The sequence below is a fragment of the Acidimicrobiia bacterium genome (genome assembly GCA_029210695.1).
Taxonomy (GTDB): domain Bacteria; phylum Actinomycetota; class Acidimicrobiia; order Spongiisociales; family JAHEDJ01; genus JAHEDJ01.
The window spans coordinates 15,160-28,536 of sequence record JARGFH010000021.1; the positions used below are offsets into that span (position 1 = coordinate 15,160).

Sequence of the window (13,377 nt, forward strand, 5' to 3'; positions counted from 1 at the left end):
CGGGACGCTCTATCCGGCCGCCGGGCGCAGTCGCACCACATCCGCCGGTTCGGTGATCCTCGTCACTTCGCGATCGAGATCGGTGACCACCGCCAGGAGCTCAGTCCGCAGTTGCTCGAGGGTTCCTCGTACATTCTCCACCGAGGTGGTGATGTCGGTCAGCGAACGACGGCTCCCAGACAACAACTGGGCGAGTTGCCGAATACGCTGGAGTCGGTCCTCGAACAACGCATGGTCGAGTTCTCCACGGGTCTGGCGTTCGGCAGCCATGGCCGCGATCGCCCACCGAACCGCCACTGCAGTCATGGCGCCGTCGCCGGGCTCGACAACCAGCAGCCGGTGCCCGTAGACGCCAATCGGTCCCACCTCTTTGGGGAACGCTTCTCTAGCGGAAATACAGATGGAGTAGTCGGCGGCCCGGTTGACGATCGCCCGGTCCAGTTCATCCAGAATGCCGTCCTTGCCTGCCAGATTGATGCGTGCCGCATTCTTGGCCTCAACAACAATGCGGGCACCATCTGAGAGGGTGATCACGAAATCCCCGACCATGGCATCTGCGCTGAGCTCGCCGGGTGTCCTGCCCGTCCGCTCAACAACACAACCGCCGGGTCCGGCGACCGCGGCGCGCAGCCACTCCTGCACCGAGTCCTCGAAGTCGAATCCTTTCTGTGTACCGCTCTCCGCCTCTTCCTCCCTGCCTCGCTGATGCATCACCGCATCGCGCAGTTCGGTGAGTCGCAGCTCGATTGATTTGCCAAACTGCGCAAAGGCGGAGTTGTCGGCGGTCGGGTCGAGGGCCTCTTCCAGCCGCTGCTGAAGTTCGCCGGTTGGTCCGACCAGTGCAGCGAGTTCGGCGAGAAAACGGGCGGTGTCGCTGTCGGCATGGGCCGGATCCATGCGCAGCAGGAAGGAGTCGCGCCAGGCCGTGAACTCGGCGAGCGTCCTGGCAACTGTGGAGCTGCGGTGTTCCGGTGATAGCTGTGTTTCGAATGCCGTTCGGGCGTTGGTCAGAACCACCTCGACCTCGCGACGTGCTTCTGCTGTTGCCTCGATGATGGATCGACGCACCCGGTCGTCGACTTCCGCCAGGTCTATTCCCAGTCCCATCGAGACGAGCCCGCGGGCCCCGACGATCAGTGCCCTGAGCAGCACGTCTTCTCGTCGATCCTCCGGTTGGGCGCTGAGCAATTGGGCCAATCCCGGGTCCTCGACTTCGAGTTCCTCGATGATCACCGTGTTGCCGTCGACTCGAATCTGCGCCATGAAACCAATGTATCCCGGGGGAGTGACAGAAACGGGCATTTGGGTGTGGGACAATCATCCGCATGCCCACACCGGTCGCTCCCGTCGCCGACCTGCGCGCCGCCTTGCATGCACTTGCAGAGTTGGTCGATGGAGTGACGTTCCAACTCCCCGGAGCCGAGCGCTCATCGAGGAACGCTCTCCGCAAGGAGACAACGTGGAGTATCAACGAGTATCTCTTGCCGAGGCTCGGTGACCTCGGTGCACCGTTGGTCGCCGTCCTGATCGGATCGACCGGCAGCGGCAAATCCACGATTCTGAACAGCCTGGCGCAGAGTCGGGTGAGCATCCCGGGAGCGATTCGCCCGACCACGATGATGCCGGTTGTCTGGGCGCGAGACGGACACGCCGATCGCTACCGGGAAGGTTTCCTCACTGGTTACGGGTCGGATGGGCAACCGATGCAAGTCCACACCGGTGCCGACCCCCTGCTCGCCGGTCTCACGGTGATCGATGCCCCCGACTTCGATTCGGTGGTCGACCGCCATCGGGAGATGGCGGATGATCTCCTCGCAGTAGCCGACGTCGTCGTCTTCGTTGCTTCGGCGCAGCGCTATGCGGACGCAGTGCCGTGGGAATTCCTGGACAAAGCACGATCGCGCTCGGTGCCGGTGTTGTTCGTCGCCAACCGCATCCCTTCTGGCTCCGGTGAGCTGATAACCGACTACCGGCGGCTCCTCCAGGACAAGGGGTTCGCACTGGATGAACGGTTTTTCGAGATTGCAGAGCAAACCGTCGACCCGAGCAGCGGAGCACTTCCCCCGGCGACGGTGGCCGGGCTTCGGGCGCGTTTGGAGGGGATGGCGGCCTCGTCGGGCCGCACCGCAGTTCTCGAAGCGTCGATCCGCGGGGTGATTGCGGAACTGGTCGGGCGAACGGCCGCTTTGGAAGAAGCTCTCGTCGACGAAAAGCGGGACGCCGAGGCATTGCGGCGGATTGCGTCCGAAGCGTATGAACGCCAGGTCGTTGAGGTGTCCCGATCGCTCGCCTCCGGTGAATTGATTCGTCACGAGGTGGTCCAACGCTGGCAGGAGTTCGTTGGGACCGGCGAACTGGTCAAAGCGATCAGCGAGGGGATGTCGAGGGTGTCGGCCTGGGCCAGGCGTGTATTTGGTGGTACCCAGGCTGTTGCCAAAGTGCGCGGCGATGCCCGGCTCGAGCTACAGGATGTTCTGGTTCGGAGAGCCGATCTGGCCGCCACCGCCGCTGCCTCAGCGTGGGAACTGGACGATGCAGGTTCGGCTCTGCTCCACGGGCGATCGCTCTGGAGGCACGCGGACGAAACGGAGGAGCGAGCCGGTCGGGCGGTGGAGGATTGGCTGGTGAGCCTCTCGGAACTGATTGCCGAGGCAGGGGCCTCCAAGAAACGCACCGCACTGGTGGCCTCCTACGGGGTCAACAGCGTGGCAATCGTCTTGATCCTTGGAGTCTTCCTCCAGACCGGAGGCCTGACGGGCGCAGAGGTGGGGGTAGCCGCCGGAGCGGCCGCTGCGCAGCAGAAGATTCTCGAGCACTTGTTCGGCTCGGCCGCGGCGCGCTCGTTGATCCAGACCGCCCGAACAGGAATCGAGGAGGCCGCCGCCGCGGTGCTCGAAGCGGACGGCGCCAGGTTCCTGGGACTCGTTGATTCCCACACCGGCACATTGGTGGAGTCGGGCGCTCCGACTGCCGCGCTCGAGCGGGTGACCGAGTTGATGGAGGCCTGGGATGGCGTATGACGTTGAGGGCGCGCTCGACCTGATCGATCTGGCGCTCGGACGGGCGGCGGACATTGTCGATCCCAACATCCTGGACTCGCACGCAGAGATGGCCGGCGGTATTCGCCGGAGGCTCGGCTTCCTGGGGCGTTCGGTAGTCGTGGCGCTGGTTGGTGGCACCGGGTCGGGCAAGTCGAGCCTGCTCAATGCGCTGGCGGGAGAGGAAGTTGCTCCAACGGGAGTCCTTCGCCCGACCACAGAACGGCCGCTGGCATGGATACCTGCCAATCCCGAACCAGGCCTCGTCCGGTTGCTCGATGATCTCGGCGTTGATGAACGGGTCGGACACAGCACTTTCGGGGAGATCGCCATTCTGGACCTACCCGACACCGACAGTGTGGTGCAGTCGCACCGGCACATCGTCGAGTATCTGCTTCCCAAGGTGGACGCGGTCGTCTGGGTCCTCGATCCCGAGAAGTACAACGACCGGTTGCTGCATCGTGACTTCCTGCAACCGCTGAGTCGCTATGCGAGCCAGTTCATTTTCGTTCTCAACCAGATCGACCGCCTGAGTCCAGTCGAGGAGAGTCAGGTCGTCGCGGACATCCGTCGGATTCTGATTGAAGATGGCTTCCCCGATGCTCAGCTGCTGGCGGTGGCTGCCGATCCAGACAAAGGGCCGCCCATCGGCATTGCCCGCCTGGATCGGGACTTGCACGGGAGATTCGAAGCGAAGCAGGTCGTCATGGGCAAAGTGATCGCCGACCTGCGCGAGGTGAGCGATGGGATCGCCACAGCTACCGGCATCCGGCCGGGCGAGGGGACGTCCTACGACGATCGCTGGGACGGCGCCGCCGGGCAGGTCGTCTCGACTCTGGTGGACTCAATGGGAGATTCTGAGCCGGCCGCCGCCTCGGCCGGGAGGCAGGCCGCCCTCCGAAATGGTGGTGGACCGATCGCCGCATTCGTGTCCTGGTGGCGGTCGACGCGCTTCTCCCGTGTGGCGGGCATGACCGAACCAGCCGCGAAGGTACAACTCCGGACCGGCGCCCATCTCACCCGGGCCGCGTCGATCGTCAGCGGCTTCGTTGGGGATCTGTCGTTCGAAACGGGCGGCTCGTTCGGCCGGGGCTTGCGGTCGGGCGCCGTGGCCGATGATCTCGAAGTCGAGATCGGCCGTGTTGTTGAGGCGAGTGCACTGGAGGTGGGTGGGTTCGAGATCACCACTTCCGCCCGTTGGTGGCGAGCGGCCGGAGCGGTTCAGTGGTTGCTGGCTGCCCTTCTGGTGGCCGGTGTGCTTTGGATGTGGACCGATCCGGCCTCCGTCGGGCCGGGCGGGGATTCGCGGCCGCTGCTGATGGTGATCGGCTCGCTCGTGGCCGGCTTGCTTCTCCGTGCTCTGGTGACGGCCAGCGGCCGGAACGCAGGCCGGAAGTCGTTCGGGGACCACGTCGGAATGATGAGGACGTCGCTGCGCGCCGGCCTCGATCGGCGGGTAGGGGCTCCGCTCCGTGCACGGATGCGATCCCGGGCCGAGGTCGCCGGCGCCCTTGCTGAACTGGGTATCTTCACGGCCGCACTCGAACAGGACCTGGCGCGCCGGGACTCCTGAGAGGCGGGTGGCTTCCAGTTCAATCTGGAGTTTCATACGTTTCGCTGCCGGCCCGGTGTGGGGGAGCCAACGGCAAAGGGGACATACGCCCACGGCTACACTCGCCTGACTCAGAATCCGAGTGTGGAGGCGCGGTGACGGAATGGCGGGAATGGCCTGCTTGGCGGCATGTGGTGGCCGCCGCCCACGACCAGGTCGGTAGCGCCGCCACCGTCGGTGCAGACGCCGCCCGGGCGGTCGGCGACCTCCTGACGAAGGTTGCCGGCGTTACACCGGAAGCCTTCCCGGCTGCCATTCTCGATGCAGTCGACCTGCTGGTCGCCAATCAGCAGGCAATGGCCCCGATCATGAATCTTCGCAACGCGGTCTACCTCCACGCGTCGGAAGGTCCGGAGGCCGTGGCCGCGGCGGTGGCGGATCTCGAACGCCGCATTCGAGAAAGCTGGCGGGGTATCGCCGAGGTCGGTGTTGCGCTCATCCCGCCCGGCGGGACTGTTCTCATCCACTCGGCCTCGAGCACCGTTCGCACCGTGCTCGAGGTGGCCAGGGATCAGAGCGATTTCGACGTCGTGTGCACCAGGGCGATGCCAATCGGAGAGGGCATCGCCATGGCCGCCGAGTTGCGGGACGCCGGATTCGATGTCGAACTCATCGACGATGAGTTCGCCATTGAAGTGTTGCCGGGGATGGATGTCGTTATGGCCGGCGCAGATGCGATCGGCCCGGCGCAAGTCATCAACAAGGTCGGGACGGCAGTGCTCGCCGGTGCTGCCAAAGCGATTGGGGTTTCGTTCTACCTGGTGGCAGCCACCGAGAAGATCCTCCCTGAGGTGCTGTTCAACGCGGCGCTTCAGCGGCGGGGGAGAGAGGACCTCAGCGAGGCTATCGCCCTTGATGTGTTCTCGGGAGTTGTCACCGAGATCGGCTTGCTCGACGCCGCTGCAGTTGCTGCTTACGCAGGGTCGCTGGCAGTGGCTGAAGGCCTGGCGATTTAGCGGTCAGCTTTTTTCTACAGCTTTAGGGACGACGACCTGCAACGCTTCCGGTTCTATTCCGATCACGATGAGGTCCGATCGTCCGAGCCATTCGCCGTCGGCCTGTGATGCTTCTTCAGGCTCGGCTTCGATTGTGAGTTGCCGGACGTCTCTCCACACATGCACTCCCCGCACGTCCTCCAACTGCCGTCCGCGGATCGCTCTGAGGAGGATTGCCGGTGCTCGGCGGGCGGGCAGCTTCTCGAAGATGACGACCGATAAACCGTCACCGGCCGGGACGCCAAGCGGAACCCTGCCGAAATAGGTGTAAGGGGCGTGTATCTGGGCAAGGACGGTCACCGCGTGGGCCCTACGGACTCCGTCGGTTACGCGCAGTTGGGGCTTCCTGGTGCGATAGTCCTTGAGCAGAGAAGACACCGCGCTCCGGGCGTAGTGAACGGATCCGAACCAGTATTTCCGATACGGCTGTGCCTCGGATCGTTCGACCACATCTGCGTCGTAGCCGACGCCTGCTCCAAACGTCGCATATGAACTCGAAGGCGGATCACCGAGATCGACGCGCGCCATGGGCATCGAGATCCGATGCCCACCACCCGTCAGCAGGTCGGCGGCCTTGCGAGGGCGGTTGGGGATGCCGAGGATGCGGGCAAGCACGTTGGTCGTTCCCGCCGGAATGATGCCCAGGGCGGTATCGGTGCCGGCGAGGCCGTTGGCGACATGGTGGACGACACCATCGCCGCCGAAGCCGACGACCACGTCGAAGCCGTCGTCTGCTGCTTCGGCGGACACGGCCCTTGCCTCGTCAGGGTTCATGGGCCAGGCCGGCTCGATCTCGTAGGAGCCGGCCAGCATCGAAGTTATGGTTCGAAACAAGCCTCCGGTGAAACCAGAGGCGGCCGGGTTGGCAACGAGGAGCAGCTTCTTCACGCCGCGAGAGTACTCCTGCGCGGGCGCCTACCCGGTTCAAGGTCGGATACGGCGTCGTTATGATGTCTGGCGCATGCAGACCAGGATGTCCACCGTTCATGATTCGGGCGCAGGAGCCTTGCTCGGACTGGCGGCCGGCGATCAAGGTGCGGGGGCTGCCTACGGTCACCATTCGCAACTGGCGATGGTTGTCGCCTATGAGTTGCTCCGTCGGGGAGAAGTCGAACAGGTGCGGGTGCGCGAAGCGCTTACGCGTCTGACCGGGGGCCGGTCGGGCCGATCGCGGGTGCGCGGAGCGCCGCTATGGATCCACAGCTACCTCGAGCAAGAGCGGGTTCATGGCCTCGGGTCCGGGCCGCACGGTGGATTCGACGTAGCGACCCGCGCGGTTCCGATCGGGATCTGGCATCGCAGTCGGCCTTCCGAACTGGTCGCCGACTCCATCCGCGCCGCCACCTCGACCCACACCGATAGGGCATCTGCTGTGGTTGCCGCCGCTCTGTCGGGGACGATCGCAGGTATTTCACATGGCCAGTACGGGCGGGATCTGGTGACCGGGGCCCTGGAAGTCGGCCGGATGGCGCAGGCGCGGGTCGATGGCGATCCCGGTCTCGTCGGTGAAACGGCGACCGTGCTCAACTCGCTCGAGTCCCTGATCGGCCTGGTCGGCGAGTCGCCCGAGAAGATCGTCGAGCAGCTAGAACCGGAGCGGGAGTCGCTGGACTCGGTCCTCGCTTCCATCGTCATCGGAGCCCCATTGCTCCAGGATCCATTCAGAGTCATCGCGGATGTTGCCAGGGTGCGGCGAAGGGACCTCGACGTCGTTGTATCGGCGATGGTCGGTGCCAGGGTCGGCGTTGTGCGCTGGCCGTCATCAGTTGCCAATGACACCTGGTTCGCCGAGATCGGGCGCCGACTGGCAGCACACGAGAAGACGGTTGACGACCTCCCAGACCTCTTCGAAGTCGAAGAGCGGTTGTCGCACGGACCACCGGGCGGATACCGGTAGTAGGCAATCCGGTAGCAGACCCCGGAACTTCAGGACTCTGAGGGCAGCCGGATCTTCCCGAGCACGATTCTGGCCGCAACGAGGAAGACGATGAGCGCACCGACCGCGAAGGAGCGCCCCAGGTTGAGCCGATCGACGATGATTCCCCAGGTGAGCGGGCCGAGCACGGTGGCGAACCGCCCGACCATTCCGTACAGCCCGTAGAATTCGCCGATTGATTCCTGCGGCGAGAGGCGGACCATATAGACCCGGTCGCTCGCCCAGGTGGCGCCGAGGGCGATGCCACCCACGATGCCGAGGAACCACCCGAGCGCCGGTACATGCGCCTCCGCCGCCACGATCCCCAAACCCATCGCCACCATCCACATATACAGGGCTGCGTGGAGGATGCGGCGGGGCCCGAACCGATCAACGAGCCGGCCGCCGCCGAACCCGCCGAACATCGCGCCGATGATCGCGCCGCCGAGCAGGAGTTCCATCTCGGCGCGTTCGAACCCGATCTCGTCGATAACGAACACCGCCAGGAACCCGCCGATCATCGTGTTGATGGCGTCGGAGTAGAGGAAACGGCCAACCAGGAAGCGAGTCAGGCCCGGATACTGCGCAGCCCTACGCCAGGACACCGCCAGTTGCCGGAACCCGTCTCGCCACGCCGGCGGCGGAGTATCGGGACGCCGGCGAGGACGCTCGCGAACAAACAAGAAGGTCGGTATGGAAAACACCAGGAAGGCAGCGGCCAGGGAGCGAAAGAGGGCGGGATAGCCGAGGTCGAGCCCATCGAGCACGGTGCGACCGATGATGACTGCCATGAATGATCCGAAGTAGCCGACTCCAATGCCGATGCCGGAAATCCGGCCCCGATTCTCAGGGGTGGATACGTCCGGCAGCATGGAGTCGTAGACAACCGAACCGAGATTGAACCCGATCAGCGCCAGACCATAGACGGCCAGAGACCAGATAACCGGCAGTGACGCCAGTAACGCCGTGGCGCCAACGGCCACCAGCGTTGTTATCGCCAGATAGGGGACCCGGCGCGGAGCATGGTCGGTGCGGGCGCCGATCCAGGGGTTGGCGAGAATCACGACCAGCATGGCGGCGGCGATCGTGTAGGAAAGCGCTTCGTCGGGTTGGCCTTCGACGTCGGTTACCCAGGTGGCGAAATACAGGCCCTGGACTCCGAGGGCAAAGATCGTGTTGGCGAGATCGTAGGTTGCCCAGGCGGCGACGCTCGATCGGGGTGGCGTCCAGGCCTGAGCAGTCAGAAGGTCACCGCCACCGCCAGGAGTTCATCCCTCCCCAATACGCCGCCGGCGGCTTGCATTGCGCGTCCGGCTTCCGCCAGTGGGAACTCGTGAGAGACGATCTGATCGATACGATCGTCGACGGCCAGATGCCGGGTCGCCCAGTGGTATCCGGCCGAGCTGGCGCCGAAGGCGCCGCGAACCGTCAGCTCCTTGACCACGACGATGTCCGAAAACAATTGATGGATGGCGTTGGTGCCCTTTGTTGAAGCGAGCACGACGCGCCCGCCGGCCCGGACGAGGTCGAGCCCCATGAAGATCGCTTCCGGGTCGTCGCTGGTGACATCGAGAATGATGTCGGGGCGGGCGCCCAGGGAATCGGCGACGGCACCACCGACATCTCCTGCCTCGACATTCATGACCATGTCGGCGCCCAGTTTGGTCGCCATCCTCAAGCGGTCTGTGTCGTGGGGGAGTCCGGCCACGCCGACCCAGCCTGCTCCGGCGGCTTTGGCGGCGATCAGCGCCGAGAGCCCGCGCGGACCCGGCCCCAGGATCAAGACGTTCTCTCCGGCCTGGAGTTGGGGGAGCTCTACTACCCACGTGAAGCCGGCCGCCAGCGCGTGGGCGAACGTGCCGACTTCGGCGGGAATGTCGTCGGAGAGGGCATGGAGGCGAGCACCAGGATCCAGATAGACGTATTCGGCCAATCCGCCCCACAGCGCCGGGGGCTCCTTCGATGAGAGGTGACCGTAGGCGTTGACCGGCCGGCGGTACGTGCAACTCAGCACGCCGTTCATGCAACGGCTGCAAGCCCCACAACGGATTCCGGTCTCCAGCACCACCCTGGTTCCGATGGGAAAGGAAATGGAGTCGTCCATCACTTCGGCGACGCGCCCGACGATCTCGTGCCCGGGGATGAGTGGGTAATCCAGGCGGCGGTTGGTCCCGTTCCAGGCGTGAACCTCGACCCCGGAAATGCCGGTAGATTCGACGGCCAGCCACCCACCGGTCTCGATCTCGAGCATCGGCAAGCGTGTGGGGGTGAGCCGGCCGGGGCCAACCAGCAGCATGGCCCGCGCAGTTGAGCCCGTCAGCATCGTGGTCGGGAGTGTACCGGGGTCAGGATGCCAGGAACTCGGCCAGTCGCCGGACGCCCTCTTCCAGGTCCGCATCGCCGAGCGCATACGACAAGCGAGCGAAACCCGGCGCGCCGAACGCCTCGCCGGGAACGATCGCTACATGTGCCTCCTCGAGTGCGAGCTCAGCCAGCTCCAGGGTTGACTCCGGACGGTGTCCGCGGATGCTGGTTCCGAGCAGGGCCTCGAATGAGGGGAAGGCGTAGAACGCCCCTTTCGGTTCGATGACGCTGACGCCGTTGATCGCTTTCAGCATCCTGTACATCGTCCGTCGCCTGCGATCGAATGCCTTGCGCATCTCCTCGGCGGGTTCCATCGGCCCCGTCAATGCAGCGAGAGCTGCAGCCTGCGAGACATTGGCCACGTTCGAGGTGGAGTGCGACTGTAGGTTGGCGGCTGCCTTGATCACGTCGTTTGGGCCAATCATCCATCCAACCCGCCAGCCCGTCATTGCGTACGTCTTGGCGACGCCGTTGACGACGATGCAGCGATCGCGGATTTCGGGGACGAGCGCGGGAATCGACGAGAAGGCCGTGTCGCCGTAGATCAGATGGTCGTAGATTTCATCGGTGATTACCCATACATCGTGTTCGGCCGCCCAGCGACCGATGGCCGCGACGTCCGCGGGGGGATATACGGCGCCGGTCGGATTGGAGGGGGAAACGAAGATGAGTGCTTTCGTGCGGTCCGTTCTTGCCTGTTCGAGTTGGTCGACCGTTACCTGGAATCCTGTGGAATCATCGGTGGGGAGGACGACCGGCAAGCCCCCTGCCAACCCGACTGCCTCGGGGTACGTGACCCAGTACGGGGCAGGTAACAGCACCTCATCGCCCGGGTCGATGATGCTGGCCAGCGCCGCAAACACGGCATGCTTTCCGCCGTTGGTGATTAGAACCTGCGATGCGGTGACCTCGTAGCTAGAGTCACGCATCGTCATCTGCGCGACGGCTTCTCGAAGTTCCGGCATACCCGCCACTGGTCCGTACTTGTGCATCTTCGGGTCCCGGCAGGCTGCGATGGCAGCCTCCACAATATGGTCGGGAGTTGGGAAATCCGGCTCACCGGCTCCGAATCCAATCACGTCTACGCCTTGTGATCGCAGCGTCTTTGCTTTGGCCGTTACGGCCATCGTGGCCGATTCGGCGATGGAACCGATGCGGTGTGAAATGCGTGACATGACGATTCGCTTTCGTTGCGGCGATCGACTGTGATGTCGGTCGAGTTGGAACAATAGTGGTGGAGATGTCGACACAAATCGTGATACCCCAGCACCTCTTGCCGGGAGATGGTCGGTTCGGGTCCGGTCCGACCAAGGTGCGGCGAGAGGCACTCGATGCGCTGGTGGCCGCGGGTCCGGCCTACCTCGGCACCAGTCACCGCCGCCCCGCCGTCAGAGATGTCGTCGGTCGTGTCCGCGCCGGGCTCAACTCCCTGTACGGCCTACCCGATGGATACGAAGTGGTGCTCGGCCTCGGCGGAGCAACTGCCTTCTGGGATGCGGCGGCGTTCGGGTTGATCGAGAAGCGGAGCGAACATCTCGTGTTCGGAGAGTTCTCCGCCAAGTTTGCAGCCTCGGTCGCCATGGCTCCTCACCTCGAGACTCCCCGGATCGTTGAGTCGGAGCCCGGTACGCATCCTGAGGTGATGACCGACGGCTCTGTTGATGCCTACGCCTTCACCCACAATGAAACAACCACCGGAGTCGTGATGCCGATCGTTCGGCCGGCCGCGGATGGCATTGTGCTGGTAGATGCGACTTCAGCGGCGGGGGCGGTTCCGGTTGACCCAGCCCAATTCGATGCGTACTACTTCTCACTGCAGAAGGCCTTCGGCTCCGAGGGGGGGCTGTGGATCTCGCTGATGTCGCCCGCCGCGCTCGAGCGCGTCGAGACAATCTCCGGAAGCGGGCGCTATGTGCCGCCGTTCCTGGATCTCAAGCAAGCAGTCGACAACTCCCGCAAGGATCAAACACTGAATACACCGGCCCTGACGACGCTCTTCCTCATGGCGGATCAGTTGGCGTGGATGGATGAGCGCGGCGGCCTCGCCTGGGCGGTCGGGCGGGCGGAAGAGAACGCGGCTGCGGTGTACGGATGGGCCGAGTCGGTTCCCTACGCCACGCCGTTCGTTTCCTCAGTTCCGGCCCGGTCGCCGGTGACTGCCACGATCGACTTCACCGGCGTCGATGCCCTGGAAGTTGCTTCTGTGCTTCGGGCGAACGGCGTTCTCGATGTCGAGCCGTATCGGAAGTTGGGCCGGAATCAGCTCAGAATCGGGATGTGGCCTGCGATCCCTCTCGATGATATCGAGTCGCTCATTGCGTCAATCGAATTCGTCGTCGCCGCCGTGAGCACCTGACCGGATGTCCGACCAAACCGACCGGTCCGACTGGGCGACGGCCGCCGGTTATCTAGGTTTGCTGAGTGTGCTCATCATCCCGGCGCCGCTGGCGGTGGCGGCCGGCATCGCCGGCCTGAGAGACATACGGCGAGCTCGCCAGCGAACTGGTAGGAGTCTCGGCGGACGCGGCCGGGCGGTCTTCGGGATCGCGGTGGGTTCGATCTTCACGGTGGTTCTGGCGTGGGGAATCGTGGCCCTGGCTCTGGGATGAAGACCTCTACACCTTCTGGCGTCAAGAACCCGCCAGAAACGCGCGCTTTCTAACGCCAGAAGAGGTGGGAACTAGAGGCTCACGTCGATGAGGAGCCGGTGGGGTCGGTATACGGCGCGATTCAGGGGCGACAACTCCGCCAGCGGATGCACGATGACGACGATCTGGCGGCCGCCGGCTTTGGCCTTCAGTGCCGCGTCGGCGATGCGTGATGTCGTCCAGAAACGGGAGGCTGTGCTTGCCACGCCGGGCGCCAGGAGCGCGGCGGCCTCTTCGGGTGGGGCTACGGAGATCGGGTAGTTCAGGTAGCCGAGACCTTTGGAGATGGCCCGCCGATCTGTGAAGAGCTGCGCCCGCGAACCACCGAGTTGCGCGGCGGCCTCGAGCATGGAGAGCGTCGACCGTCCGAGTGACATCACTCCGAGCGATTCGTGGTGGGCATTGCGCAACCCAAGATCCGAACTCCACGAGTTGTCTCCGAGTTGGACGATGGCCGCCACCAGTCCGCGTCGGACCCGCTCAGGATCAGGATCCAGGGCCCGCTCGGTGATCGCCAGGATGAGCGGCTGGTCGTGGCGCCGATCCCGCAGCATTCGCGCCGCTTCCAGGCCGGCGCCGGCCCAGTCCTGATCGACGAGTTCTAGCAACCCTTCGGCTGCGCGAAGGGAGGTATCGACCGGGTCCGCCCACTCGTCCTGGGCGGCATCGCGGAGCAGTTCGAACGGCCGGGACATCAGGCGACTGCCGGACTGGTGGCTTCGCATCGCGCTGCAAGGAGAGAAACCTCTCGTCCGCATGCTGAGACTTCGATATGCATGGCGCCTCCCTTCGTGAACCTAGTCTT

General features: G+C 64.6%; 12 protein-coding genes. 6 read left to right on the forward strand and 6 right to left on the reverse strand.

Annotated elements, in window-relative coordinates; all coding sequences use genetic code 11:
• Positions 1-9: 9 nt before the first annotated feature.
• A complete protein-coding gene (locus P1T08_08525) occupies positions 10-1,263 on the reverse strand; it encodes a hypothetical protein (protein MDF1596127.1) in 1,254 nt (417 codons plus the stop codon).
• 62 nt (positions 1,264-1,325) lie between these two features.
• Between P1T08_08525 and P1T08_08530 the strand changes: the two genes are divergently transcribed.
• From P1T08_08530 to P1T08_08540, 3 genes are all read left to right on the forward strand, one after another.
• On the forward strand, positions 1,326-3,020 hold the full coding sequence (locus P1T08_08530) for a GTPase domain-containing protein (GenBank protein MDF1596128.1): 1,695 nt from the start codon (positions 1,326-1,328) through the stop codon (positions 3,018-3,020).
• Positions 3,010-4,611, forward strand: coding sequence for a dynamin family protein (locus P1T08_08535; protein ID MDF1596129.1), 1,602 nt, complete (start codon positions 3,010-3,012; stop codon positions 4,609-4,611). Before P1T08_08530 ends, P1T08_08535 begins: the two co-directional genes overlap by 11 nt.
• A gap of 134 nt (positions 4,612-4,745) precedes the next feature.
• Complete coding sequence (locus P1T08_08540) at positions 4,746-5,606, forward strand: hypothetical protein (GenBank protein MDF1596130.1); 861 nt, start codon at positions 4,746-4,748, stop codon at positions 5,604-5,606.
• A 3-nt stretch (positions 5,607-5,609) separates the two neighbouring features.
• Here the strand turns inward: P1T08_08540 and P1T08_08545 are convergent, their stop codons facing one another.
• Complete coding sequence (locus P1T08_08545; GenBank protein ID MDF1596131.1) at positions 5,610-6,533, reverse strand: diacylglycerol kinase family protein; 924 nt, start codon at positions 6,531-6,533, stop codon at positions 5,610-5,612.
• Here P1T08_08545 and P1T08_08550 point away from each other — a divergent pair.
• On the forward strand, positions 6,466-7,542 hold the full coding sequence (locus P1T08_08550) for an ADP-ribosylglycohydrolase family protein (GenBank protein ID MDF1596132.1): 1,077 nt from the start codon (positions 6,466-6,468) through the stop codon (positions 7,540-7,542). The genes P1T08_08545 and P1T08_08550 overlap by 68 nt on opposite strands.
• Positions 7,543-7,571: 29 nt before the next feature.
• Here the strand turns inward: P1T08_08550 and P1T08_08555 are convergent, their stop codons facing one another.
• The 3 genes from P1T08_08555 to P1T08_08565 form a co-directional block, all read right to left on the reverse strand.
• Entirely contained in the window at positions 7,572-8,708 is a 1,137-nt protein-coding gene (locus P1T08_08555) for an MFS transporter (protein MDF1596133.1), read from the reverse strand.
• Between the two features lie 92 nt (positions 8,709-8,800).
• Positions 8,801-9,883 (reverse strand): alcohol dehydrogenase catalytic domain-containing protein, encoded by a 1,083-nt coding sequence (locus tag P1T08_08560; protein MDF1596134.1) that lies wholly within the window; start codon positions 9,881-9,883, stop codon positions 8,801-8,803.
• 22 nt (positions 9,884-9,905) lie between these two features.
• Complete coding sequence (locus P1T08_08565; GenBank protein MDF1596135.1) at positions 9,906-11,099, reverse strand: pyridoxal phosphate-dependent aminotransferase; 1,194 nt, start codon at positions 11,097-11,099, stop codon at positions 9,906-9,908.
• A gap of 65 nt (positions 11,100-11,164) precedes the next feature.
• Between P1T08_08565 and serC the strand changes: the two genes are divergently transcribed.
• Together serC and P1T08_08575 are read left to right on the forward strand one after the other, a co-directional pair.
• Positions 11,165-12,280, forward strand: a complete 1,116-nt coding sequence (serC, locus tag P1T08_08570) for a phosphoserine transaminase (GenBank protein ID MDF1596136.1) — start codon at positions 11,165-11,167, stop codon at positions 12,278-12,280.
• 4 nt (positions 12,281-12,284) lie between these two features.
• Complete coding sequence (locus P1T08_08575) at positions 12,285-12,533, forward strand: DUF4190 domain-containing protein (GenBank protein MDF1596137.1); 249 nt, start codon at positions 12,285-12,287, stop codon at positions 12,531-12,533.
• A 71-nt stretch (positions 12,534-12,604) separates the two neighbouring features.
• Here the strand turns inward: P1T08_08575 and P1T08_08580 are convergent, their stop codons facing one another.
• Complete coding sequence (locus P1T08_08580) at positions 12,605-13,297, reverse strand: hypothetical protein (protein ID MDF1596138.1); 693 nt, start codon at positions 13,295-13,297, stop codon at positions 12,605-12,607.
• Positions 13,298-13,377 lie beyond the last annotated feature (80 nt).

Bases quoted from the DNA above. Each gene is read 5' to 3' on its own strand.
- P1T08_08525 (MDF1596127.1), bottom strand. From the start codon at position 1,263: ATGGCGCAGATTCGAGTCGACGGCAACACGGTGATCATCGAGGAACTC.
- P1T08_08530 (MDF1596128.1), top strand. From the start codon at position 1,326: ATGCCCACACCGGTCGCTCCCGTCGCCGACCTGCGCGCCGCCTTGCAT.
- P1T08_08535 (MDF1596129.1), top strand. From the start codon at position 3,010: ATGGCGTATGACGTTGAGGGCGCGCTCGACCTGATCGATCTGGCGCTC.
- P1T08_08550 (MDF1596132.1), top strand. From the start codon at position 6,466: ATGGTTCGAAACAAGCCTCCGGTGAAACCAGAGGCGGCCGGGTTGGCA.
- P1T08_08560 (MDF1596134.1), bottom strand. From the start codon at position 9,883: ATGCTGACGGGCTCAACTGCGCGGGCCATGCTGCTGGTTGGCCCCGGC.
- P1T08_08565 (MDF1596135.1), bottom strand. From the start codon at position 11,099: ATGTCACGCATTTCACACCGCATCGGTTCCATCGCCGAATCGGCCACG.
- serC (MDF1596136.1), top strand. From the start codon at position 11,165: ATGTCGACACAAATCGTGATACCCCAGCACCTCTTGCCGGGAGATGGT.
- P1T08_08575 (MDF1596137.1), top strand. From the start codon at position 12,285: ATGTCCGACCAAACCGACCGGTCCGACTGGGCGACGGCCGCCGGTTAT.
- P1T08_08580 (MDF1596138.1), bottom strand. From the start codon at position 13,297: ATGCGAAGCCACCAGTCCGGCAGTCGCCTGATGTCCCGGCCGTTCGAA.